Consider the following 21,051-nt stretch of genomic DNA (forward strand, 5'->3'; position numbering starts at 1 on the left):
CTCAGGCCACCTCTCCAGTCCAGTGCGGGTTCTCCCAGATGACCGTGCCGCCCATGCCGATGCCGATGCACATGGTCGTCAGGCCGTAGCGGACCTCCGGCCGCTCCTCGAACTGCCGCGCCAGCTGGGTCATCAGGCGTACGCCGGAGGACGCGAGGGGGTGACCCATCGCGATCGCGCCGCCGTAGGGGTTCACGCGTGCGTCGTCGTCGGCGATGCCGAAGTGCTCGAGGAACGCGAGCACCTGGACGGCGAACGCCTCGTTGACCTCGAACGCCTCGATGTCGTCGATGGTGAGACCGGCCTGCTTGAGGGCCTTCTCGGTCGACGGGATCGGGCCGGCGCCCATCACCTCGGGCTCGACGCCCACGAAGGAGTAGGCGACCAGGCGCATCCGGACCGGCAGGCCCAGCTCGCGGGCGGTCTCCTCGTCGGCGAGCAGAGCCGCGGTGGCACCGTCGTTGATGCCGGCGGCGTTGCCGGCGGTCACCTTGCCGTGGGCGCGGAACGGCGTCTTCAGGCCGGCCAGCGTCTCCATGGTCGTGCCCGGGCGCATCGGCTCGTCGGTCGAGGCCAGGCCCCAGCCGAGCTCTGCCGACTTCGTCGCGACCGGCACCAGGTCGGGCTGGATCTTGCCGGCGTCGTACGCCGCGGCCGTCTTCTCCTGCGAGCGCACGGCGTAGGCGTCGACGCGCTCCTTGGTGATCGAGGGGTAGCGGTCGTGCAGGTTCTCGGCCGTCTTGCCCATCACGAGCGCGTCCGGGTTGACGATCCGCTCGGAGAGGATCCGCGGGTTGGGGTCGACGCCCTCACCCATGGGGTGGCGGCCCATGTGCTCGACGCCGCCGGCGATGGCGACGTCGTACGCACCGAAGGCGATGCCGGAGGCGGTGGTGGTCACGGCGGTCATCGCGCCGGCGCACATCCGGTCGATCGCGAAGCCGGGCACGCTCTGCGGCAGGCCCGCGAGCAGCGCGGCGGTGCGGCCGATGGTCAGGCCCTGGTCGCCGATCTGCGTCGTGGCGGCCACGGCCACCTCGTCGACGCGCTCGGGCGGCAGCGACGGGTTGCGGCGCAGGAGCTCGCGGATGCACTTGATGACGAGGTCGTCGGCGCGGGTCTCGGCGTACTGGCCGTTGGCCTTGCCGACGCCGAACGGGGTGCGCACGCCGTCGACGAAGACGACCTCTCGCAGCTGTCGGGACACAGTTCTCCTCGGGGTGAGAGTCTCGGTGCGGCAACGTTACCCCACGGTAACAACCGCGCATCCGCGGCCTTGAAGATGATCCATCTGTGCTATCTCCTGCGCTCGGATGCGCGCCTAGATTCGAGGAGCCCGACGCAGGATCGGGCGCGGCCGAGATCTTGGGGGAGCGTCCGATGAACCTTCGAACCCTGCTCGTCACCGTGGTGGCCGTCGGTATCGCCGCGGCGACCACCGCCGTTGGCGTCAGCCCGGCTCAGGCCACGTCGACCTGGACCAGCGTGGCCGGCACCGGGGTCGGGTCGATCCCGGACGGCGACGTCCTGTGCACGACGTTCGCGGGCCCGCTGGTGGTCTCCTTCTCGGTGACGGGGATGCCGGTCGCGCCTCTCTCCGGCGTCCGCATCTCTGGCCTGCAGATGACGCACCCCTGGGTCGGCGACCTCGACGTCGAGCTCTTCGCGCCCAATGCCAGCGGAGCCACCGTCTTCTCCCGGGTCGGTTCGACCGCAGCCGCGCCGGCCGGCGACAGCAGCAACCTCGGGGGCACCTACTCGTTCTCGGATGAATCGACGCCCAACAACCTGTGGTCGGAGGCTGCCGGTCTGGGAACGGCCGATGTGATCCCGTCCGGCCGCTATGCCGCCACGACCCCGGGCGCTCCTGACCTCACCAACGGCGGCCAGCAAACGTCGCTCACGCAAGCGTTCTCGTCGGTGGCGGACCCCAACGGCACCTGGACCCTCGAGTTCGCTGATCACTGCGGTGGTGACACCGGATCGGTCACTGCGGTGACGCTCCAGCTCCAGTCATCGGCCGGGCTCGGACCCTGCACGGGCTTCGCGATGGAGCTGAACTCGGCCCAGATCGCGGCTGACTCCGCCGCGAGCGCGTTGACGACCAGCCGAGACGCAGCCGCCACGGCGGCAGAGACCCTGGGCGCTGCGAAGGCGACCGCGTCGGCCACCGCCGAAGCGGGGACCCGCGCGCAGGCGGCGTCGACCGCGGCACAGGGTGCAGTCGCCTCGGCGACCGGCGCCGTGACGAAAGCGGCCACGGCCCTGAAGAAGGCCAAGAAGTCGCATCGCAAGGCCGCGATCGCCCGGGCCGCCAAGGCGCTGAAGGCCGCCACCATCAGGCTCTCGACGGCGAAGAAGACGGCCGCTGCCACGTCAACGACGCTCTCGACCGCCCAGGCCACCGCGGCCACGGCGGCGCAGGACCAGGTGACGGCCCAGGGGGCGCGTGATGCCGCGGTGACGGTGGTCACGAGTCGGCAAGCGACCCTCGCCGCCGCGCAGGACACCCTGGCAGAGAAGAAGAAGGCCTACGCCTTCTGCCTCGACGCGTGACCTCCCTCGCACGCCACTGAGCCGCGGAATGGGCGACGGGACCACTACGGTTGTGCCCACGGACCGACGGGAGGTCGGGCCGCCGCAACGAGGAGGTTCCGTGGGCAAGCGTGAGCGCTTGGTGCACATCGTCGACGAGGTGCAGGAGCTGGAGGCCGTCCGTGACGCGGGCGGTGACCTCACGATGGTCCTCGTGCTCGACGGCTTCCTGGACGCCGGCAGCGCCGCGGCCCGCGCGGCCCAGCACCTCACCGACCTGTCGGACGGCCCCGTGGTCGCGACGTTCGACGTCGACCAGTTCCACGACTACCGCGCGCGCCGCCCCTCGATGACCTTCGTCCGCGACCACTATGCGGCGTACGACGCGCCCCGGCTGCTGGTCCGGCTGCTCCACGACGCCGGCGGCACGCCGTACCTGATGCTCCAGGGGCCGGAGCCCGACAACCGGTGGGAGGCGTTCTGCGGCGCGGTGCGCGAGGTCGTGGAGACCCTGGGCGTCACCCGGGTCATCGGCATCGGCTCGGTCCCGATGGCGGTGCCGCACACGCGGCCGATCGCGCTCACCCCGCACGCCAACGACCCGGCGCTGCTGACGGGCACCAGCCCGTGGCGCGGCGAGCTGCGCATCCCGAGCAGCGCCCAGGCCCTGCTGGAGATCCGGCTGGGGGAGTGGGGCCACGAGGCGATGGGCTTCGTCGCGCACGTCCCGCACTACCTCGCGCAGATGGACTACCCGCTGGCCGCCGCCGTGCTCCTCGAGCAGGTGGAGATCGCCGGCCGGCTCACGATCGACCTGTCCGGCCTGCGCGCCGAGGCCGAGGACACGGAGGCCGAGATCGCGACCTACCTGACCGCCAACCAGGAGGTCGCCGACGTGGTGGCCGCCCTCGAGCGCCAGTACGACGCGTTCGAGCGCGCCGAGGAGGACGGGGCCAGCCTGCTGGCGCCCGACCAGCCGCTGCCGACCGGCGAGGAGATCGGCCGTCAGTTCGAGCAGTTCCTGGCGGGGCTCGACGGACCCGAGGAGCCCGGACCCTCCGACCAGGAGCGTGGCTGAGGTGCCCCGCGACGCCGACGAGCTGCTGACGCTGCTCGACCTCGAGCGCATCGACGACGACCTCTTCCGCGGCGCCCAGATGCCGACGAGCCGGCCGATGGTCTTCGGCGGCCAGGTCGCCGCGCAGTCGCTGGTGGCCGCCTCGCGCACCGTCCCGGACGAGTACGTCGCCCACTCCCTGCACTCCTACTTCCTCCAGCCGGGCGACCCGAGCACGCCGACGATCTACGACGTCGAGAACCTCCGCGACGGCCGCTCCTTCGTCACCCGCCGGGTGATCGCCCAGCAGCACGGCCGGCCGATCTACGCGCAGACCGTGAACTTCCAGAAGGACGAGGCGGGCTACGAGCACGAGGAGTCGATGCCCGACGTACCCGGGCCCGACGACCCGTCGGTGCGGCCCGTGAGCCGCAAGGCGCAGGAGGAGCTGCACGCCGACCAGTGGAACGTCGCCGACATCCGGTTCGTCGGGTCGTCGGCCTCCGGGCTGGACGACGACCCGCTCCACCCCGGACGGCAGCGGGTCTGGCTGCGGGTCTCGTCCCCGCTGCCCGACGACCAGTTCTTCCACCGGGCCGCCTTCACCTACCTCTCCGACATGACGCTGATCGGTGCCGCGATGGCCCCGCACGGCATCAGCTTCGGCCGCGGCGACGCCTTCGTGGCCTCCCTCGACCACGCGGTCTGGTTCCACCGGCCGTTCCGGGCCGACGAGTGGTGGCTCTACGACCAGGTCTCGCCGTCGGCCTCCGGCGGCCGCGGCCTGGTGCTCGCGCGGGTCTTCACCCAGAGCGGGGAGCTGGTGGCGTCGGTGGCCCAGGAGGCCGTGCTGCGACCCCGGAAGGCGGCTCGATGAACCCGACCGAGGAGCTCGTCGACCTGCTCGACCTGGAGCGGCTCGACGGTGACCTGTTCCGCGGCAAGCAGCCCGAGTCCGCCCGCGCCCGCGTGTACGGCGGGCAGGTCGCCGCGCAGGCGCTGATGGCCGGCATCCGCACCGTGCCGACCGACTTCGCCGTGCACTCGCTGCACTCCTACTTCCTGCTCGGCGGCGACTACTCGGTGCCGATCGTCTACGACGTGGAGCGGATCCGCGACGGCCGGTCGTTCATGACCCGTCGCGTCGTGGCCCGCCAGCACGGCCGGCCGATCTACTACCAGACGCTGAACTTCCAGCTGCCCGAGGAGGGCTACGAGCACCAGGACGCGATGCCCGAGGTCGGCGCGCCCGAGACGGGCTTCGACCTGGTCGACGTGATGCGTCGCGGCGGCAACGCCGAGGCCGACGCGCTGGGCAAGGAGTGGGGTGCCCTCGACGTCCGCTGGCTCGGCAACACCCGCTTCGGCCTCGAGCCCGACGACGGGCACGTGTCCCAGGCTCGGATGTGGATCCGGCTGCGCGAGGGGCTGCCGGACGACCCGGCCATCCACGCCGCCGCGTTCACCTACGCCAGCGACGTGAGCCTGCTCGGCTCCACGCTGTCGGTGCACGACGTGAACCCGTCCAAGACCCAGATGGCCTCCCTCGACCACACCCTGTGGTTCCACCGGCCGTTCCGGGCCGACGAGTGGTGGCTCTACGACCAGTGGTCGCCCTCGGCCCAGGGCGCCCGCGGCCTGGCCTTCGGACGGATCTTCACCGCCGACGGCACGCTCGTCGTCACCGCCGCCCAGGAGGGCCTGATCCGGCCGCGCCGCCCCGGCTCGGAAGGCCCCGGCGCCAAGGAGTGAACCAGCCGCACCAGCTGACTCGGGACGACGCGCGCCGGATCGCGGTGCGCGCCCAGCTGCTGGCGGCGGCGCGACCCACGGACCTCTTCGACGTGGTGCGCCACCTCACCGTGCTGCAGGCCGAGCCGACCAGCGCCATCGCGCCGAGCGCCGACCTGGTGCTGTGGAGTCGCCTCGGCCCGTCGTACGACCCTGCCTCGCTGCGCGACGCGCTCGACGAGCAGCGGCTGATCGAGCACCAGGGCTTCATCCGGCCGGCGGAGGACATGGCGCTCTTCCGTGCCGAGATGGCGCAGTGGCCGGGCAGCGGTGAGCTCACGGACTGGCAGGTCGCGCGGGCGGAGTGGGTCGAGGCCAACGACGGCTGCCGGCGCGACCTGCTCGAGCGGCTCCGCGGCGACGGGCCGCTGCCCGCGAGCGAGCTGCCCGACAGCTGCGAGGTGCCGTGGCAGTCGTCGGGGTGGAACAACGACCGCAACGTCCGGATGCTGCTCCAGCTGATGGTCGCCCGGGGCGAGGTCGCCAGCGCCGGGCGCCGCGGGCGCGAGCAGCTGTGGGACCTCGCCGAGCGGATCTACCCCGACGACCCGGTGCCGGACGCCGAGGACGCGCGCCGGATCCGCGACGCGCGCCGGCTGACGGCGCTCGGGATCGCCCGCGCCAAGGCCGCCTCGTCGCCGGGGGAGCAGCACGACGTGGGCGAGGCCGGCGAGGCCGCCGTGATCGACGGGGTGCGCGGCAGCTGGCGCGTGGACCCGGCGTACCTCGACGACGCCCCGGGGCCGGGCCGGGCGGCGCTGCTCTCGCCGTTCGACCGCCTCGTGCAGGACCGCAAGCGGCTGACCGAGGTCTTCGAGTTCGACTACCTGCTCGAGATGTACAAGCCGGCGGCGCAGCGCCGCTGGGGCTACTACGCGCTCCCCGTCCTGTACGGCGACCGCCTGGTCGGCAAGCTCGACGCGACCGCCGACCGGGCCGAGGGGGCGCTGGTCGTCACCGCCGTCCACCAGGACGAGCCCTTCGCGCCGGAGGTCGCCGAGGCGGTCGACGCCGAGATCGCGTCGCTCGCCGAGTGGCTCGGTCTGGAACTGGTCTAGTCAAAAGGTGGACTACCGGCGATTCCTGCCGATGGTGATCACATGAGCCGGGAGATGGAGCAGGACGCGACGGGGCACCTGAGTGCCCAGGAGCTGGCGCTGGAGTCGGTGCCGATGGTCGAGTGGATCGTCGGCCAGGTCGTGGCGCGGGTGCCGCGCTCGGTCCAGCGCGACGACCTCCAGTCCGCCGGCCTGGTCGCGCTGACCGAGGCCGCCGAGGCCTACGAGCCCGAGGTCGACGGCGCGTTCGAGGTGTACGCCGCCGCCCGGATCCGCAGTGCCCTGCTCGACGTCGTCATCGCGTCGCAGACCGAGGCCCCGGTCGACCGGATGCCGGTCGACCCGACGGTGCCGGCCGAGCCGGCCGACGTCGAGGACCGGATGGTCACCCTGCGCGAGGCCGTCGGCGAGCTCTCCGAGCGGCACCGTCAGGTGGTCGGCCGCTACTTCCTCGACGAGGCGCCCGTCTCCGGCATCGCCGACGAGCTCGGGATGGCGGAGGCGCAGGTCGTGCAGCTGCGCACCGAGGCCCTGATGCTGCTCCGCGACGCCCTGGCCGCGTGCACCGACGAGGCCGCCGAGCCCGTGCAGCGCGACGCCGCCCGCCGGGCGATGTACGCCGCCCTCGCGAGCCGGCGCAACCTCGTGCAGGCCAGCTCGATGCCGGACACCCGGCAGCTGCGCCTCGAGGCCTGAGCCTCCCTACAGGTCGAAGACCAGCAGCGTGCTGCTCGCGGTCGCGACCAGCGCGCCCGAGCCGTCGGTGACCGTGGCCTCGGTGAAGCCCACGCGCGACCCGGCCTTGACGACCGTGCCGGTGGCGGTGAGCAGGCCGCTCCCGGCGCGCACCGCCTTGAGGTAGCTCACCTTGATCTCGACCGACGTGTAGCCCTTGCCCTGCGGCAGCGTCGTGTGCAGCGCGCACCCGGCCGCAGAGTCCAGCAGCGTGCAGACGAGACCGCCGTGCACGGCGCCGATCGGGTTGTAGACCGACTCGTCCGGCGTACAGGTGAAGACGGCCCGGCCGAGCTCGGCCTCCACCAGCTCGAACTGCATCGTCGCCGCGATCGGCGGCGCCGGCAGCTCGCCCTTCATCACGGCCTGCATGTAGTCGAGGCCGGGCATCGAGAGCCCCTGGAGGGTGCCCGGACCCGGGTCCTCCCAGGTCACGGTGCGGGTGCGGATCATGCGATGAACCTCCGGTAGCGCTTCAGTCGGCGGGGATCGTCGGCGGCGACGACGTGCTTGTCGCCCCAGGCAAGGAGAGCATCGAGCACCGACAGCAGGTCCTGGCCGGACTCCGTGAGGTGGTAGTCGAACCGCTCGGGCCGCTGCTGGTACGCCGTACGCCCGATCACGCCGGCGGCCTCCAGCGCCTTGAGCCGGGCCGCGATCCGGTCGCGCGGGGCGCCGGTGCCACGGACGATGTCGCCGAACCGGGTGCTGCCCATCGCGATCTCGCGGACGACCAGGAGGGCCCACCGCTCGCCGACCAGCTCGAGCGACGCGGCGATCGGGCAGGGCCGGCCGGGGAGCTCGGCTAGTGCGACGGTGCTCATGGGTGTAGCGTCCCGCGAGTGAGTTTGGAAGTCAAACCAACTGTCGCTGTCCGCTCGCTGGCCCCGATCGCGCTGGGCACCGCGCTGGTGCTGGTCACCTACGTGACCCCGATGGCGACGATCCCGCGCACCGCGGCCGACCTCGGCGCCGGCCCGGTCGCGCGGGCCTGGATCCTCAGCTCGATGTCGGTCGGCCTGGCGGCGGCGCTGCTCGCTGCGGGCGTGCTCGGCGACGCCTACGGCCGCCGCCGGGTGTACGCCGCCGGGCTCGGCGCCATCGGTCTGGGCGCGCTGGTGTGCGCCGTCGCCCAGGAGCCGGTGCTCTTCGTGGCCGCCCGGGTGGTCGAGGGCGTCGGGGGAGCGGCGGTGCTGGCCTGCGGCCTGGCCGTGCTCGCCCACGACTTCGCGCCCGGCCCCGCCCGCGTGCACGCCACCTCGATCTGGGGCGCCAGCGTCGGGCTGGGCATCACCGCCGGTGCTGTCCTCTCCGCAGCCCTCGACGTCGGGTCCGGCTGGCGGGAGACGTACGCCGTGGTCGGGCTGGTCGCCCTGGTCCTGCTCTGGCCGAGCCTGGCCCGGATCGGGGAGTCGTCGGCGGCGCAGCCGCGCCGGATCGACGTACCCGGCCTGGTGCTGCTGGTCGCGGCGATGACGCTGCTCGTCTCGGCCCTGACCCAGGGACGCAACGGCGTCGACGGGCCGACGGTCGTGCTGGCCGTCCTGGCCCTGCTCGCGGCCGTCGGCTTCGGCGTCGTCGAGCGCCGGGTGGCGCAACCGCTGGTCGAGCCCGACCTGCTGCGCGCGCCTCGGTTCCGCGCCGCCACGCTGGGCTCGCTCACCCTCGGGCTGGGGATCATCGGCATGTCGTCGTTCGTCCCGACCGTCGCCCAGCTCGGGCTCGGTGCCAGCCTGTGGACCGCGAGCCTGCTGGTCGCGGCGTGGTCGGGCACGAGCGTGGTCACGTCGTACCTCATCCGCCACCTGCGCCGCCCCCTCGAGGGGCCGCGCCCGATCGCGGCGCTGCTGGTCGTGGTCGCGATCGGCCAGCTGACGGGTTACGGCCTCGACGCCGGGTCGAACGTGTGGCGGCTCGCCGTCCCGATGTTCGTCGCGGGCCTCGCGACCGGTGTCCTCAATGCGCTCCTCGGCCGGGAGGCGGTGGCGAGCGTGCCGCCGGACCGGGCGGCGATGGGCAGCGGAGCCAACAACACCGCCCGCTACCTCGGCGCCGCGTGCGGCATCACGCTCTTCGTCGTGGTCGCGACCCACGCGGGCGCCGACCTGCTCGCCGGCTGGAACGTCGCCGTCCTCGTGGCGGCCGCACTGAGCCTGCTGGGCGCGGCGGTCATCGCTGCCACCGGACGGGCCGAGGCATAGTGGAGGCGTGAGCGACTACAACGCAGCCATCATCGAGGAGTTCCGCGCCAACCACGGCAAGGTCGGGGGCAACTTCGAGGGTGCACCGCTCCTCCTGCTCCACTCGACCGGCGCCAAGAGTGGCCAGGAGCGGGTCAGCCCGATGATGTACCTGCGCGACGGCGACCGCTATCTGGTCTTCGCCTCCAAGGCCGGCGCACCGGACAACCCGGACTGGTACCACAACCTCAAGGCCAACCCCGACGCCATGATCGAGGTCGGCGACGACACCGTCGCCGTACGCGCCGAGGAGCTGCCCCGCGCCGAGCGCGACGAGAAGTACGCCGAGCAGGCCGCGCTCTTCCCCGGCTTCGCCGACTACGAGAAGAAGACCGACCGGGTCATCCCGGTCCTCGCCCTCACGCCTCGCTGAGGTCGCCGGATGAGGGCACTCTCATCCGGGGCTCATCACCACCACATGACGCGAGGTGAGGCTCGGGGCATGAAGACCATCGCAGCCACCACCGCCCTGATCGCCGCCGTCCCGCTCGCCCTCCTGGGCGCGGGCCCTGCCCACGCCGGCCACGACCGCGAGGTGATCCGTCACGGGTCGTGCTCCGCGAGCACCGACTGGAAGATCAAGGCCAAGGCGGACGACGGCCGCCTCGAGGTCGAGTCCGAGATCGACAGCAACCGCGCCGGCCAGACCTGGCACTGGGTCCTGCGGCACGACGGCGACCTCGTCGACCGAGGCCGCTCCACGACCGTCGGCCGCAGTGGGTCGTTCGAGGTGGAGCGCAAGGCCCGCAACTCCGCCGGCGCCGACGCGTTCGTCTTCCGTGCGGTCAACCGCGTCTCCGGCGAGACCTGCGTGGCGCGCGTCAGGTACTGACGGTCCGGCCCGCCAGGTGCGGCGCGCCGCTCTTCGGGTTGCTCAGCGAGAACGCGTAGCCATCGTCCGTCGGTCGCGACCCGAAGGCGACCGACCCCGGCAGCAGGATCGGCTTCTTGAAGGCGACGTCGACGCGTACCCGGTCGGGCAGGCGGTTCTCGAGGGCGCCGACGCAGCGGGCCATCGACCACATGCCGTGCGCGATCTGGCGGGGGAAGCCGAACGCCTTGGCGGTCAGGCCGTAGAGGTGGATCGGGTTGCGGTCGCCGGAGATGCCGGCGTACGACCGCCCCAGGTCGCCGGGGAGCTTCCAGACCGTGCCGGTCGGCGGTGCCTCGGGGTACGCCGCGCCGCGGGGCGCGTCGTCGGAACCGGCGCCGCGGCGCAGGAACGTCGACGTCTCCTCCCACACCAGCTCACCGGCCGAGTGGACGGTGGTGAGCATGTCGAAGACCTGGCCCTTGGCGTGCGGGCGCAGGTCGGCGGGCCGGGCGGTGACCTGGAGCTGCTCGGTCAGCGCGATCGGGCGGTGCTGGGTGATCGAGTTCTCGAGGTGCACGGTGCCGATCGCGGGGAACGGGAACGACCCGTCGGCCATGATCTCGAGGTGCAGCCCGCAGGCCAGCAGGTGCGGGTAGGGCAGCGGCAGCACGTCCTTGCGCGGGAAGCCGCACAGTGCGGCGTACGACGCGACGTGCTTCGCGTCGAGCGGGACGTCGTGCCGCACCAGCGACAGGTCGGGCAGCTCGCTGGACGGCCGGATCTTCGGCAGCGCCGCCTTGACCAGGACGGGGATCATCAGGCGCCCAGCATCATCTGGCCGCAGACGCGGACCACGTTGCCGTTGACCGCGGTGGAGCCGGGACTGGCGTACCAGGCGATCGTCTCGGCGACGTCGACCGGCAGTCCGCCCTGCGCGAGCGCGTTGAGCCGCTGGCCGACCTCGCGGGTCGCGAACGGCACCGCCGCGGTCATCTGCGTGATGATGAAGCCGGGAGCGACGGCGTTGATGGTGATGCCGTCCTTCAGCTCGTCGGCGAGCGAGTCGACGAGCCCGATGACGCCGGCCTTGGAGGCCGTGTAGTTGGTCTGGCCGACGTTGCCGGCGATGCCCGCGATCGAGGCGACGCCGATGATCGAGCCACCCTTGTTGACGACGCCCTGGTCGAGGAGCTCGCGCGTGATGCGTTCGGGCGCGGTGAGGTTGACGGCGACGACCTGCTCGAACCGGTCGCCCTTCTCGTTGGGGGCCATGTTGGCGAGCTTGCGGTCGCGGGTGATGCCGGCGTTGTGCACGACGACGTCCACGCCGCCGTGCTTGGTCTGCAGGTGATGAGCGATCCGCTGCGGGGCGTCCTTGGCGGTGATGTCGAGGACCAGGTGGTCGCCGTCCAGCTCGCGCATCACGCCCTGGAGCTCGCTGGCCGCCTGGGGCACGTCGATGCCGATGACGGTCGCGCCGTCGCGGTGCAGCACCCGGGCGATCTGCTCGCCGATGCCTCGGCTCGCGCCGGTGACCACGGCGACCTTGCCCTCGAGTGGGCGGGTCCAGTCGGCGACCTCGCACGGCTTCGCGGCTCCGTGGGCGCCGATCCGGACGACCTGGCCGGAGACGTACGCCGACTTGGGGGAGAGCAGGAACGCCAGCGTGCTGGCGACCGAGCCCTCGGCGCCGTCCGCGACGTACACGAGCTGCACGGTGCCGCCGCGGCCGATCTCCTTGCCGAGGCTGCGGGTGAAGCCCTCGAGCGCGCGCTGGGCGACCCGCTCGGCGCCGTCGACCAGCTCGGGCGGCGTACCGATGACGACGACCCGCGGGCACCGGTCCAGGCTGCGCAGCAGCGGGGTGAAGAAGTCGCGGAGCGCGACCAGCTGGTCCGAGGACGTCAGGCCGGTCGCGTCGAAGACCAGCCCCTTGTACGTCGTGGCGTCGCCGGGGGTCTCGCCCGCCGGGGTCTCGACGCCGGCGATGCCGAGCGTGTCGAGGATGCCGACCAGCGACTCGGCCAGACGGCCGCGGCCGCCGACGGCGACCGTGCCGTCGACGAGGGGGGCGCCCTCGGCGTACCGCTCGAGCCTCGTGGGCTGCGGGAGGCCGAGCAGCTTGGTGATCTGCTTGCCGATCGTGGACGCGGTGAAGTCCTGGTAGCGGTCGCTCATGGTGCTAGGTAACTCCTCGTGTAACTCGGTGTCCACATTTCGTGATCTGCCCCTCATAGCCTTCTCTCCGGGCGGGCTCCGATCAAGGATGGAGGCATGCAGACCTCTTCCCGCCGCGTCGCCGTGATCGGCGGCAACCGGATCCCGTTCGCGCGCTCCAACACCGTCTACGCCGACGCGTCCAACCAGGACATGCTCACCGCCGCGATCGACGGGCTCGTCGCCCGCTTCGGCCTGGAGGGGGAGCGCGTGGGCGAGGTGGTCGCCGGCGCCGTGCTCAAGCACGCCCGCGACTTCAACCTGGCCCGCGAGGCCGTGCTCGGCTCGCGGCTCGCGCCCGAGACGCCGGCGACCGACATCCAGCAGGCCTGCGGCACCGGCCTGCAGGCCGCGATCCAGGTCGCCAACAAGATCGCGCTCGGCCAGATCGACGTCGGCATCGCCGGCGGCACCGACACCACGTCCGATGCTCCGGTGGCGATCAGCGACCGGCTGCGCAAGAAGCTGATGAAGGTCAACGCCGCCCGCGACACGGTCGGCAAGGTGAAGGCGCTCGGCGCCATCCGCCCCGGCGACATCGGGCTGGAGATCCCGCAGAACGGCGAGCCGCGCACCGGGCTCTCGATGGGCGAGCACGCCGCGCTGACGGCGCTGGAGTGGCAGGTCACCCGCGAGGAGCAGGACGAGCTGGCCGCGCTGTCGCACCAGCACCTGGCGGCGGCGTACGACGCGGGCTTCCTCGACGACCAGATCACCCCCTTCCGCGGGGTCGAGCGCGACCAGAACCTGCGCGCCGACTCGACGGTCGAGAAGCTGGCCAAGCTCAAGCCGGTCTTCGGCCGTGGCGAGGCCGCGACCATGACCGCCGGCAACTCGACGCCGCTCACCGACGGCGCGTCCGTGGTGCTGCTGGCCAGCGACGAGTGGGCCGAGGAGCACGGGCACCCGGCCCTGGCCTACCTCGCCGACTCCGAGACCGCGGCGGTCGACTACGTCCACGGCGGCGAGGGGCTGCTGATGGCGCCGGCGTACGCCGTCCCGCGGATGCTCGCCCGCAACGGTCTGACGCTCCAGGAATTCGACTTCTACGAGATCCACGAGGCGTTCGCCTCGCAGGTGCTCTCGACGCTCAAGGCATGGGAGGACCCGGTCTTCTGCAAGGAGCGCCTCGGCCTCGACGCGCCGCTGGGGGCGATCGACCGCTCGCGGCTCAACGTCAACGGGTCCTCGCTCGCCGCAGGCCACCCGTTCGCCGCCACCGGTGGCCGGATCATCAACGTCGCCGCGAAGCTGCTCGCCGAGAAGGGCTCCGGCCGGGCACTGATCTCCGTCTGCGCCGCCGGCGGTCAGGGCGTGGTGGCGATCCTCGAGCGCTGAACGACTGACGAGAGTTCAGCGCGTGGCGAGCGCCAGCGCGGTGTGCACCATGAAGTCGCACACCTGCTCGGGGGAGATGGTGCCGACCGTGGGGATGCCGGGAGCGGCCTCCTTGACCAGGATGCCGACCCGCGCGAGCTGGAGCGCGCCGAGGCCGCTCGCGTAGAGCGTGTTGGCGAGCAGCACCGGGTCCTCGACCCTGAACACCCCGGACTCGACGCCGGTCTCGAGGACCTGGGTGAGCACTGCCAGGCACCCGGAGATCCCGCGGCCGAGCCGGAAGAGCGCGCTCTCCGACATCTCGTCGAGCAGGTCGGGTCCGGTACGCCGCATGATCGTCTGCGCACAGTCGACGAACGCCGGGTGCGCGACGCCGTACTCGACGAACGCCGTGACCAGCGCGCTCAGCTGCTGCTCCGCGTCGTCGCTCGTGGCGGTCGCGGCGGCGAGGTCGTCGCGGAGCTCGTCGAGGTAGCCGACCAGGGTGAGCGCGAAGAGCTCCTCCTTGCCGGTGAAGTGCCGGTAGACGATCGCCCGGTTGATCCCGACCGCCTTGGCGATGTCCTCGATCTGCGCGTCCCGCACCCCGCGCTTGTCGAAGAGTCCACGGGTCGCCGCGATGATGTCCTTCTCGCGGGCCCGGCGCCGGGCTGCCGCCGCCGTACGCCGGCCGTCGGTCTCGGGAGCACTGGTCATGGGATCAATTTACAACTGTGCAACTGGGAGTTGCACGGGTGTGACGGATTCGCTCGGAGTGGGAGTTTCATCGGTCGGCCGATGAAACTCACGCTGGGACGATGAAACTTCGTCGTCCAGGCATGAGAATCGTCGGCCGGCCGATGAAACTTCAGCGCCGGCCGCGCCAGAGGTACGCCAGCGGACCGAACGGCTGCACGACGAACGACAGCACCCACACCGACTTGCGGCCGCGGACCTCGCTGGCGGGCCGGCGGGCCAGGTCGCGGAGGGCGACCGCGGTCAGCACCACCTCGACCGCGCCGCCGGCGATGATCGCCTTCTGCTGGGCGGGTGTCAGGTCGCTCCACTTCTTCTTCTCGCGGCTCACCTGGCGAGCGTAGCTCCGCCATACTCGACCGGTGACCAACGGCCGCACGCCCGCCCCGTGGCAGCCCAGCGAGGGCTCGCGACTGTTGGGCTACCTGGTGCCGATGGTGATCGCGCTGCCGGTCGTGCTGGTCTGGTTCCCGCTCCTGGCCGGGCTGTCGTGGGAGTCAGGTCTCCTCTTCGACGGCGTGGTTGCCTTCGCGGTCACGGCGATCGCGTGGTGGCTCTACCTCCGGTCGGAGTCTCAGCCCAGGTAGGACCTCACGGTCTCGATCGTGTCGATCTCGCTGACCGGCTTGTCGTCGCGGTAGCGGACGACCCGCGCGAACCGCAGCGCGACGCCGCCGGCGTACCGCGTCGAGCGCTGGACGCCGTCGAAGGCGATCTCGACGACCTGCTCGGGACGGACCTCGACGACGTAGTGCGCGCGGATCTCCGACGGCGACAGCGCGAGGTCGGTGAACCGCTCCGTCTGCCAGGCGAGCATCTCGTCGGTCATGCCCTTGAACGTCTTGCCCAGCATCACCAGCTCGCCGGTCGCCGCGTCGCGCGCGCCGAGGTGGATGTTGGAGAGCCAGCCCTCGCGCCGGCCGGAGCCCCACTCGACGGCGAGGACGACGAGGTCGAGGGTGTGGACGGGCTTCACCTTGACCCAGGACGCACCCCGGCGGCCGGCGTCGTACGGCGCGGTCAGCGACTTCACGACGACGCCCTCGTGGCCGGAGCCGATCGTGTCGGCGAGGAACGCCTCGGCGTCGGGCGCCGAGGCGGTCACCAGCCGCGGCACCCGGTGCTCGGGAGGCACGAGCCGGTCGAGCGCCTCCGCACGCGAGGAGGCCGGCGCGTCGATCAGGTCGACGCCGTCGAGGTGCAGCACGTCGAAGAAGTACGGGGTGACTCTCACCCCCTCGGCCATCGCCGTGCGCGACGCGGTCTCCTGGAAGGGCCGCGGGCGGCCGTCGTCGTCGAGCGCCAGCGCCTCGCCGTCGAGCACGAACGAGGTCGCGGGCAGGGCGAGCGCCACCTCGACCACCTCGGGCAGCCGGCCGGTGATGTCCTCCAGCGAACGGGTGGCCACGAGGACCGAGTCGCCGGAGCGGTGCACCTGGATCCGGATGCCGTCGAGCTTCACGTCGACCGCGACCTCTGCCCCGCCGCCCGCCTTCGCCAGCGCCTCGGCGACGGACGGCGCGCTCGAGGCGAGCATCGGCACCACCGGACGGCCGACCTCCAGACCCACCGCCGCCAGCGCGTCGACGCCGGAGAAGGCGGATGACGCCACCGCCACCGTCGACCCGCCGAGCATCGCGGCACGACGTACGGCGGCCAGCGGCACCTCGGCGGCGACGGCCAGCGCCTCCTGGACGAGCGAGTCCAGCGCGCCCTGGCGTACGGCGCCGGTGACGACGCCACGCAGCCACGCCTGCTCCTCGGCGGTCGCCCGCCCGAAGAGCTCGTCGACCGCCGACGACCGCGCCGCCTGCGAGCCCGACCCCGACATGCCCGCGATCGTCTCGAAGGCCTCGTGCACCTCGACGACCGTCAGCGACGGCGACGAGGCAGGAGCGGGCAGCGACGACAGCCCGCGCCAGCCCAGGCCGGTGCGCCGCTGGCGCAGCGACCCGCCGACGTACGCCGTCACGGTCTCGACCTCATCAGGGGACGCCACCCGCAGCAGAGCGGCGATCGCCTCCACCTTCGCCTTGCGCGACCGGGTGGCGGCGACCGTCGCGGAGGTGGCGACCACGTCGGCGAGCAGCATGCGCCCATCTAACCGGCACCCACCGACAACTAGGGTTCGACCGTGGGACGCAAGCAGTGGCTGCTCGTCGAGGCGGAGCGCCGGTGGGACGCCGCCCGGCTGCGTCGTACGGACGGGCAGACGCCCGAGAACTTCCGCATCGACGTCTACCTCGGTCACGGCGGCCCCGACGGCGTCGTCGTCCGCGGCCGGGTCCTCGACAACGCGCCGCCGACCCCGGCCCTGGAGGGCGAGGGCGTCGGCGCGACGCTGCGCCGCAGCCTCAGCCAGTTCGTGACCGACGAGCTCCCCGGCGTACCCCTCCGGGTCACCGTCGGCGACGCGAGCGTCGAGGTCAGCACCGACGACGAGGGCTACTTCCGCGTCGAGCTGCGACCGAGCGTCCTCACCGATCCCTGGCAGGACGGGGTCGTGGAGCTGGCGGGGGAGTACCGCGGCCTCACCGAGCACCGCGAGTCCGTCCGCATCCGGGTCCCGGGTCCGGACGCGCGCTTCGGGGTGGTCTCCGACGTCGACGACACCATCCTCGAGACGGGCGTGCAGCGGGTCGGGCAGATGCTGCGGCAGACGTTCACCGGCTCGGCGCTGACGCGCACGCCGTTCCCCGGCGCCGCCGAGCTCTACCGCGACCTGGCTGCCCCCGCGAACCCGGTCTTCTACGTCTCCTCGAGCCCGTGGAACCTTTACTCGTTCCTGATCGGCTTCCTCCGACACCGCGACTTCCCGCTCGGCCCGCTGCTGCTGCGCGACCTGATCGGCAACCGCACCGGCCGGGCCCGCAAGCACGAGCGGATCGCGGAGATCCTCGACCTGCACCCGCACCTGCCGTTCGTGCTGATCGGCGACTCCGGCGAGAAGGACCCGCAGGTGTACGCCGACATCGTGCGCGACCACCCCGGCCGGGTCCTGGCCGTCTACATCCGCGAGGTCCGCCTCGACCCTGGTGACGGGCGCGTGGAGGCGGTCACCGACACGTGGGACCACGACGTCCCGTTCGTGCTGGCGGCCGACAGCGACGCCGTACGCCGCCATGCCGAGGGGCTGGGTCTGCTGTGAGCGACCGTCGCCTGCTGCTCGCCGTGGACGCGCCGTCGCTGCTGCACCGCAACCACCACGCCCGGGTCGAGTCCCAGCTGCACGACCGCGGTGGCCGGCCCGCGTGGGCGTTGCACGGGATGCTGCGCCAGATCCTGGAGGCGATCGACCAGTTCGCCCCCGACGCCGTGCTCTTCGGGCTCGACGACCGCACCTCGTCGGTCCGCGAGCAGGCCTACCCGGCGTACAAGGCCGGACGCGCCGAGAAGGACCCCCAGCTCGTCGACCAGCTCGATCGCGCCGGCGCACTGCTCGACGCGCTCGGGATGCTCACGGTGACCCCGCCCGGCCTGGAGGCCGACGACGTCAACGCCTCCGCGGCGGCGTGGGCGGAGCGCTCCGGGTGGAGCTGCGTGCTGATCACCTCCGACCGCGACGTCTTCGCCCACATCAGCGAGCACACCCAGGTGCTGCGGCTGATCAGCGGCGGGATCGGCGGCTCCCCGCTGCTCACGCCCGCCCGGCTGAAGGCGATGTACGGCGTCGCGGCCGAGCACTACCTCGAGTACGCCGCGCTCCGGGGCGACGCCAGCGACAACCTCCCGGGCGTGCACGGCATCGGGGAGAAGAACGCCGCCGTGCTGCTGTCCCAGATGGGCTCGATGCGTGCCGTGTGGGCCGACATCGACCACTGCGACGGCGCCAACCTGGTGGCCACGCTCGACTCCTGGTGCGAGGAGGAGGGGCGCCGCCGCATCGGCGCGACCATGCTGAAGCGGCTGGCGGGACCGGAGGCCCGCCAGCGCTTCGAGTTCAACCTGTCGATGATGTCGGGCCGCACCGACCTCGACCTCGGCCTGACCCCCGACGTGCCGGGCAGCCCGGGCCTGCTCCCGCTCGAGCCCGACCGGGTCGCGCGGGTGGTCGGCCACCTCGGCGTACCGTCGACGACCGACCTCGCGCTGCGCGTCCTGACGGAGCCGCCCGCCTCGTCAGGGTGGTGACGCCGCCGCGGTGAGCCGCTCGGCCAGCACCGCGAGCGCTGCTCGCACCTCGTCGCCCTCCTCGATCCGGAACGCCGCGGGCAGCATCGCCAGCTGCTCGGCGTACATGACCACGTTGCGGGTCGAGCCGACGATCCGGGTCGTGCGGGCGTCGACCGCCTCGAGCCGACCCATGGTCCGGGGGATCGAGGCTGCGACGCGAGCGATCGGCGCGTCGACGATGACCCGCACCGGGTGCTGCCAGCCGCTGCTGAGGTTCTCCTCAAGGGAGGCGACGGGATCGAGGTCCGCGGGCGGCTCGAAAGTCTCCGCCAGGGCCGCGACCGCCCCCACCCGGTCGATGCGGTAGGTGCGGACGGCGTCGGCGCTGACCGACCGGCAGAGCAGGTACCAGCGCCCGTAACGGACGACGACGGCCCACGGGTCGGCCTCCAGGTCGCGCTCGTTGCCGGCCTCCGTCCGGTAGGCGAGCCGGACGCGCTGACGCGCGGCGCACGCCTCGACGAGCGCGACGGTGGTGGCGGGGTCGGGCCGCGACGGGTCGCGGTGGGGGACCGGCGCCGCCGTACGGCGGACCGCGTCCGCCTGGGCGGCCACCGACCGCGGGAGCGCGGCGAGCAGCTTGCCGAGCGCCCGGCCGACGGGACCCTCCGGGTCGGCCGCGTCGTGCTGACCGTCGAGCGCGGCCATCACCAGCCCGAGCGCCTCGTCGGACCCGAAGCGCAGCGGCGGTGGGCGTACGCCGCGGCCGAGCCGGTAGCCGCCGTCCGGGCCGCGGACCGACTCGACCGGGATGTCCGCCTCACGCAGGATCTCGACGTACCGACGGGCCGCTCGCGCGGTCACGCCGAGCCGGCGGCCGAGGCGTTCCGCCGTGATGCCGGGCGAGTCCTGCAGGGCCTCCAGCGCGAGCAGCGCCCGGGAGGTCGGGCTGAGATCGGGCACGGGTCGCTCCTGATGAGGAAGTGGAACGTCCACATTGACACCTACGGTCGCCGCATGACCACTCTCACCGACCGTCCGCAGACCGCCCTCCTCGTCATCGACGTGCAGAACGACGTCGTGGCCGAGGCCCACGACCGCGACCGCGTCGTCGCGAACGTCGCCTCCCTCGTCGACCGCGCGCGCGAGCAGGCGGTGCCGGTCGTGTGGGTCCAGCACTCGCACCCCGAGGGCATGCCCAGGGGCAGCGACGGCTGGCAGTACGTGCCGGAGCTGACCATCGGGCCGGAGGAGCCGGTGGTGCACAAGCTCTACGGCGACTCCTTCGAGGACACCGACCTCGAGGACGTCCTGGCCGGGCTCGGCGTCGGCAGCCTCATGGTGGCGGGCGCCCAGACCGACATGTGCATCCGCTCCACGCTGCACGGCGCGCTCGCGCGCGGCTACGACGCGACGCTGGTCGCGGACGCGCACACGACCGAGGACCTGAGCGAGTACGGCGCGCCGACGCCCGACCTGGTCATCGCGCACACCAACCTCTACTGGGCCGACCAGCGAGCACCCGGGCGCGCGGCCGGCACCGTCACCGCTGCCGAGGCGTTCGCCCCGGCAGCGGGGTGAGGGTCAGGAGCTGACGCCGGCGACGGCGGCCTCGATCAGCGCGACGACCTCGTCGGGCCGGGAGACCATCGGCACGTGGCTGGAGGCGACCTCGACGGTCGTGGCGCCCATCCGCGCCGCGAACTGGCGCTCGGCGTCCGGCGGGATCGCCTCGTCGTTGGTCGCCACCATGTACCAGCTGGGCAGGGCCTTCCACGCCGGCACGCCCATCACGTCGCCGAACGCCGACAGCGAGATCGGCTGCTGCACGGCGTGCATCACCTTGGCCTGCGCCGGGTCGACGTCGGCGGCGAAGTGCCCCACGAAGTCGTCCTCGGGCAGCCAGGCGAAGCCGAGAGCGTCGACGTCGAGGTGGGCGAGGGCCGGCGACGGCGGGCCGCTCGCGACCAGCGCGCCGATCGTCTCGCCCTCGTCGAGGCCGAACGCCGCGATGTAGACGAGCGCGACGACGTTGGGGGCGTCCTCGTTGAGCGCGGTGATGATCTGACCACCGTACGAGTGGCCGACGACGATCGTCGGACCGCTCTGCCGGGTGAGCACCTGCCGCAGCCGCGCCACGTCGGCGGCCAGGGAGGACTCGGGGAACTGCGGGGCGGTCACGCCGTACCCGCGCTCGTGGAGCTTGCTGATGACGGCGCTCCAGCAGGAGCCGTCGGCCCAGGCGCCGTGCACCAGGACGATGTGGGGGAGGTCGCTCATGCTGGGACGCTAGCGGTCGTGGGCACGCTCCCACCAGCGCCCGATCGGGTTGTTCTCGCATCGTTCACGAGGCGGGTGGTGCCGGGTCGTCCCACCCTCGGGGCGAGGACGCCCGTCGGGCTGCGTGGGGGAGAATCG

At 72.6% G+C, this 21,051-nt stretch carries 24 protein-coding genes; 14 read left to right on the forward strand and 10 right to left on the reverse strand.

Features of this window, described 5'->3' with window-relative positions:
- Position 1: 1 nt before the first annotated feature.
- Positions 2 to 1,207 carry a thiolase family protein gene (locus tag ACFPYL_RS12015; RefSeq protein ID WP_379154184.1) on the reverse strand — a complete coding sequence of 402 codons (1,206 nt, stop codon included), beginning with the start codon at positions 1,205 to 1,207 and terminating at the stop codon, positions 2 to 4.
- An 86-nt stretch (positions 1,208 to 1,293) separates the two neighbouring features.
- Here ACFPYL_RS12015 and ACFPYL_RS12020 point away from each other — a divergent pair, with 86 nt between their 5' ends.
- From ACFPYL_RS12020 to ACFPYL_RS12045, 6 genes are all read left to right on the forward strand, one after another.
- Positions 1,294 to 2,556, forward strand: coding sequence for a hypothetical protein (locus ACFPYL_RS12020; protein WP_379154185.1), 1,263 nt, complete (start codon positions 1,294 to 1,296; stop codon positions 2,554 to 2,556).
- A gap of 100 nt (positions 2,557 to 2,656) precedes the next feature.
- The gene (locus ACFPYL_RS12025; RefSeq protein ID WP_379154187.1) at positions 2,657 to 3,613 is read left to right on the forward strand and encodes a PAC2 family protein; all 957 of its coding nucleotides are present in this window, start codon (positions 2,657 to 2,659) and stop codon (positions 3,611 to 3,613) included.
- A complete protein-coding gene (locus ACFPYL_RS12030; RefSeq protein ID WP_379154189.1) occupies positions 3,606 to 4,469 on the forward strand; it encodes an acyl-CoA thioesterase in 864 nt (287 codons plus the stop codon). Before ACFPYL_RS12025 ends, ACFPYL_RS12030 begins: the two co-directional genes overlap by 8 nt.
- A complete protein-coding gene (locus ACFPYL_RS12035) occupies positions 4,466 to 5,344 on the forward strand; it encodes an acyl-CoA thioesterase (protein WP_379154191.1) in 879 nt (292 codons plus the stop codon). Before ACFPYL_RS12030 ends, ACFPYL_RS12035 begins: the two co-directional genes overlap by 4 nt.
- Positions 5,341 to 6,441, forward strand: coding sequence for a DNA glycosylase AlkZ-like family protein (locus ACFPYL_RS12040; protein ID WP_379154192.1), 1,101 nt, complete (start codon positions 5,341 to 5,343; stop codon positions 6,439 to 6,441). Before ACFPYL_RS12035 ends, ACFPYL_RS12040 begins: the two co-directional genes overlap by 4 nt.
- A 42-nt stretch (positions 6,442 to 6,483) precedes the next feature.
- Complete coding sequence (locus ACFPYL_RS12045; RefSeq protein ID WP_379154194.1) at positions 6,484 to 7,137, forward strand: sigma-70 family RNA polymerase sigma factor; 654 nt, start codon at positions 6,484 to 6,486, stop codon at positions 7,135 to 7,137.
- A 6-nt stretch (positions 7,138 to 7,143) separates the two neighbouring features.
- Here the strand turns inward: ACFPYL_RS12045 and ACFPYL_RS12050 are convergent, their stop codons facing one another.
- Together ACFPYL_RS12050 and ACFPYL_RS12055 are read right to left on the reverse strand one after the other, a co-directional pair.
- On the reverse strand, positions 7,144 to 7,629 hold the full coding sequence (locus ACFPYL_RS12050) for a PaaI family thioesterase (protein ID WP_379154195.1): 486 nt from the start codon (positions 7,627 to 7,629) through the stop codon (positions 7,144 to 7,146).
- Positions 7,626 to 8,000, reverse strand: coding sequence for a winged helix-turn-helix transcriptional regulator (locus tag ACFPYL_RS12055; RefSeq protein ID WP_379154197.1), 375 nt, complete (start codon positions 7,998 to 8,000; stop codon positions 7,626 to 7,628). Before ACFPYL_RS12055 ends, ACFPYL_RS12050 begins: the two co-directional genes overlap by 4 nt.
- A gap of 18 nt (positions 8,001 to 8,018) precedes the next feature.
- Between ACFPYL_RS12055 and ACFPYL_RS12060 the strand changes: the two genes are divergently transcribed.
- The 3 genes from ACFPYL_RS12060 (at position 8,019) to ACFPYL_RS12070 (ending at position 10,248) form a co-directional block, all read left to right on the forward strand.
- Positions 8,019 to 9,377 (forward strand): MFS transporter, encoded by a 1,359-nt coding sequence (locus ACFPYL_RS12060; protein WP_379154198.1) that lies wholly within the window; start codon positions 8,019 to 8,021, stop codon positions 9,375 to 9,377.
- 7 nt (positions 9,378 to 9,384) lie between these two features.
- A complete protein-coding gene (locus ACFPYL_RS12065) occupies positions 9,385 to 9,789 on the forward strand; it encodes a nitroreductase family deazaflavin-dependent oxidoreductase (RefSeq protein WP_379154200.1) in 405 nt (134 codons plus the stop codon).
- 69 nt (positions 9,790 to 9,858) lie between these two features.
- Positions 9,859 to 10,248, forward strand: coding sequence for a hypothetical protein (locus ACFPYL_RS12070; RefSeq protein WP_379154202.1), 390 nt, complete (start codon positions 9,859 to 9,861; stop codon positions 10,246 to 10,248).
- Here ACFPYL_RS12070 and ACFPYL_RS12075 read toward each other — a convergent pair.
- Both ACFPYL_RS12075 and ACFPYL_RS12080 read right to left on the reverse strand, forming a co-directional pair.
- On the reverse strand, positions 10,238 to 11,047 hold the full coding sequence (locus ACFPYL_RS12075; RefSeq protein ID WP_379154204.1) for a MaoC/PaaZ C-terminal domain-containing protein: 810 nt from the start codon (positions 11,045 to 11,047) through the stop codon (positions 10,238 to 10,240). The genes ACFPYL_RS12070 and ACFPYL_RS12075 overlap by 11 nt on opposite strands.
- Entirely contained in the window at positions 11,047 to 12,408 is a 1,362-nt protein-coding gene (locus tag ACFPYL_RS12080; RefSeq protein ID WP_379154206.1) for a 3-oxoacyl-ACP reductase, read from the reverse strand. Before ACFPYL_RS12080 ends, ACFPYL_RS12075 begins: the two co-directional genes overlap by 1 nt.
- Positions 12,409 to 12,504: 96 nt before the next feature.
- Here ACFPYL_RS12080 and ACFPYL_RS12085 point away from each other — a divergent pair, with 96 nt between their 5' ends.
- Positions 12,505 to 13,785 (forward strand): acetyl-CoA C-acetyltransferase, encoded by a 1,281-nt coding sequence (locus tag ACFPYL_RS12085; RefSeq protein WP_379154208.1) that lies wholly within the window; start codon positions 12,505 to 12,507, stop codon positions 13,783 to 13,785.
- Between the two features lie 15 nt (positions 13,786 to 13,800).
- Here ACFPYL_RS12085 and ACFPYL_RS12090 read toward each other — a convergent pair whose 3' ends face one another.
- Positions 13,801 to 14,481, reverse strand: coding sequence for a TetR/AcrR family transcriptional regulator (locus ACFPYL_RS12090; RefSeq protein ID WP_379154210.1), 681 nt, complete (start codon positions 14,479 to 14,481; stop codon positions 13,801 to 13,803).
- Between the two features lie 151 nt (positions 14,482 to 14,632).
- Positions 14,633 to 14,851, reverse strand: a complete 219-nt coding sequence (locus tag ACFPYL_RS12095) for a PLDc N-terminal domain-containing protein (protein WP_379154212.1) — start codon at positions 14,849 to 14,851, stop codon at positions 14,633 to 14,635.
- Between the two features lie 31 nt (positions 14,852 to 14,882).
- Between ACFPYL_RS12095 and ACFPYL_RS12100 the strand changes: the two genes are divergently transcribed.
- The gene (locus ACFPYL_RS12100; protein ID WP_379154214.1) at positions 14,883 to 15,107 is read left to right on the forward strand and encodes a hypothetical protein; all 225 of its coding nucleotides are present in this window, start codon (positions 14,883 to 14,885) and stop codon (positions 15,105 to 15,107) included.
- On the opposite strand, the gene ACFPYL_RS12105 is transcribed toward ACFPYL_RS12100, so the two are convergent.
- Complete coding sequence (locus tag ACFPYL_RS12105; RefSeq protein ID WP_379154216.1) at positions 15,095 to 16,612, reverse strand: ATP-dependent DNA ligase; 1,518 nt, start codon at positions 16,610 to 16,612, stop codon at positions 15,095 to 15,097. The genes ACFPYL_RS12100 and ACFPYL_RS12105 overlap by 13 nt on opposite strands.
- 42 nt (positions 16,613 to 16,654) lie before the next feature.
- Here ACFPYL_RS12105 and ACFPYL_RS12110 point away from each other — a divergent pair, with 42 nt between their 5' ends.
- On the forward strand, positions 16,655 to 17,668 hold the full coding sequence (locus ACFPYL_RS12110; RefSeq protein ID WP_379154218.1) for an App1 family protein: 1,014 nt from the start codon (positions 16,655 to 16,657) through the stop codon (positions 17,666 to 17,668).
- A complete protein-coding gene (locus tag ACFPYL_RS12115) occupies positions 17,665 to 18,651 on the forward strand; it encodes a 5'-3' exonuclease (protein ID WP_379154220.1) in 987 nt (328 codons plus the stop codon). Before ACFPYL_RS12110 ends, ACFPYL_RS12115 begins: the two co-directional genes overlap by 4 nt.
- Here the strand turns inward: ACFPYL_RS12115 and ACFPYL_RS12120 are convergent.
- Entirely contained in the window at positions 18,640 to 19,596 is a 957-nt protein-coding gene (locus ACFPYL_RS12120; protein WP_379154222.1) for a helix-turn-helix transcriptional regulator, read from the reverse strand. The genes ACFPYL_RS12115 and ACFPYL_RS12120 overlap by 12 nt on opposite strands.
- 54 nt (positions 19,597 to 19,650) lie before the next feature.
- On the opposite strand from ACFPYL_RS12120, the gene ACFPYL_RS12125 reads away from it, so the two are divergent.
- Positions 19,651 to 20,214 carry a cysteine hydrolase family protein gene (locus ACFPYL_RS12125; protein ID WP_379154224.1) on the forward strand — a complete coding sequence of 188 codons (564 nt, stop codon included), beginning with the start codon at positions 19,651 to 19,653 and terminating at the stop codon, positions 20,212 to 20,214.
- Between the two features lie 3 nt (positions 20,215 to 20,217).
- On the opposite strand, the gene ACFPYL_RS12130 is transcribed toward ACFPYL_RS12125, so the two are convergent.
- Positions 20,218 to 20,913 carry an alpha/beta fold hydrolase gene (locus ACFPYL_RS12130; protein ID WP_379154226.1) on the reverse strand — a complete coding sequence of 232 codons (696 nt, stop codon included), beginning with the start codon at positions 20,911 to 20,913 and terminating at the stop codon, positions 20,218 to 20,220.
- Positions 20,914 to 21,051 lie beyond the last annotated feature (138 nt).

The sequence above is a fragment of the Nocardioides hankookensis genome (assembly GCF_042658885.1).
Classification (GTDB): domain Bacteria; phylum Actinomycetota; class Actinomycetes; order Propionibacteriales; family Nocardioidaceae; genus Nocardioides; species Nocardioides hankookensis.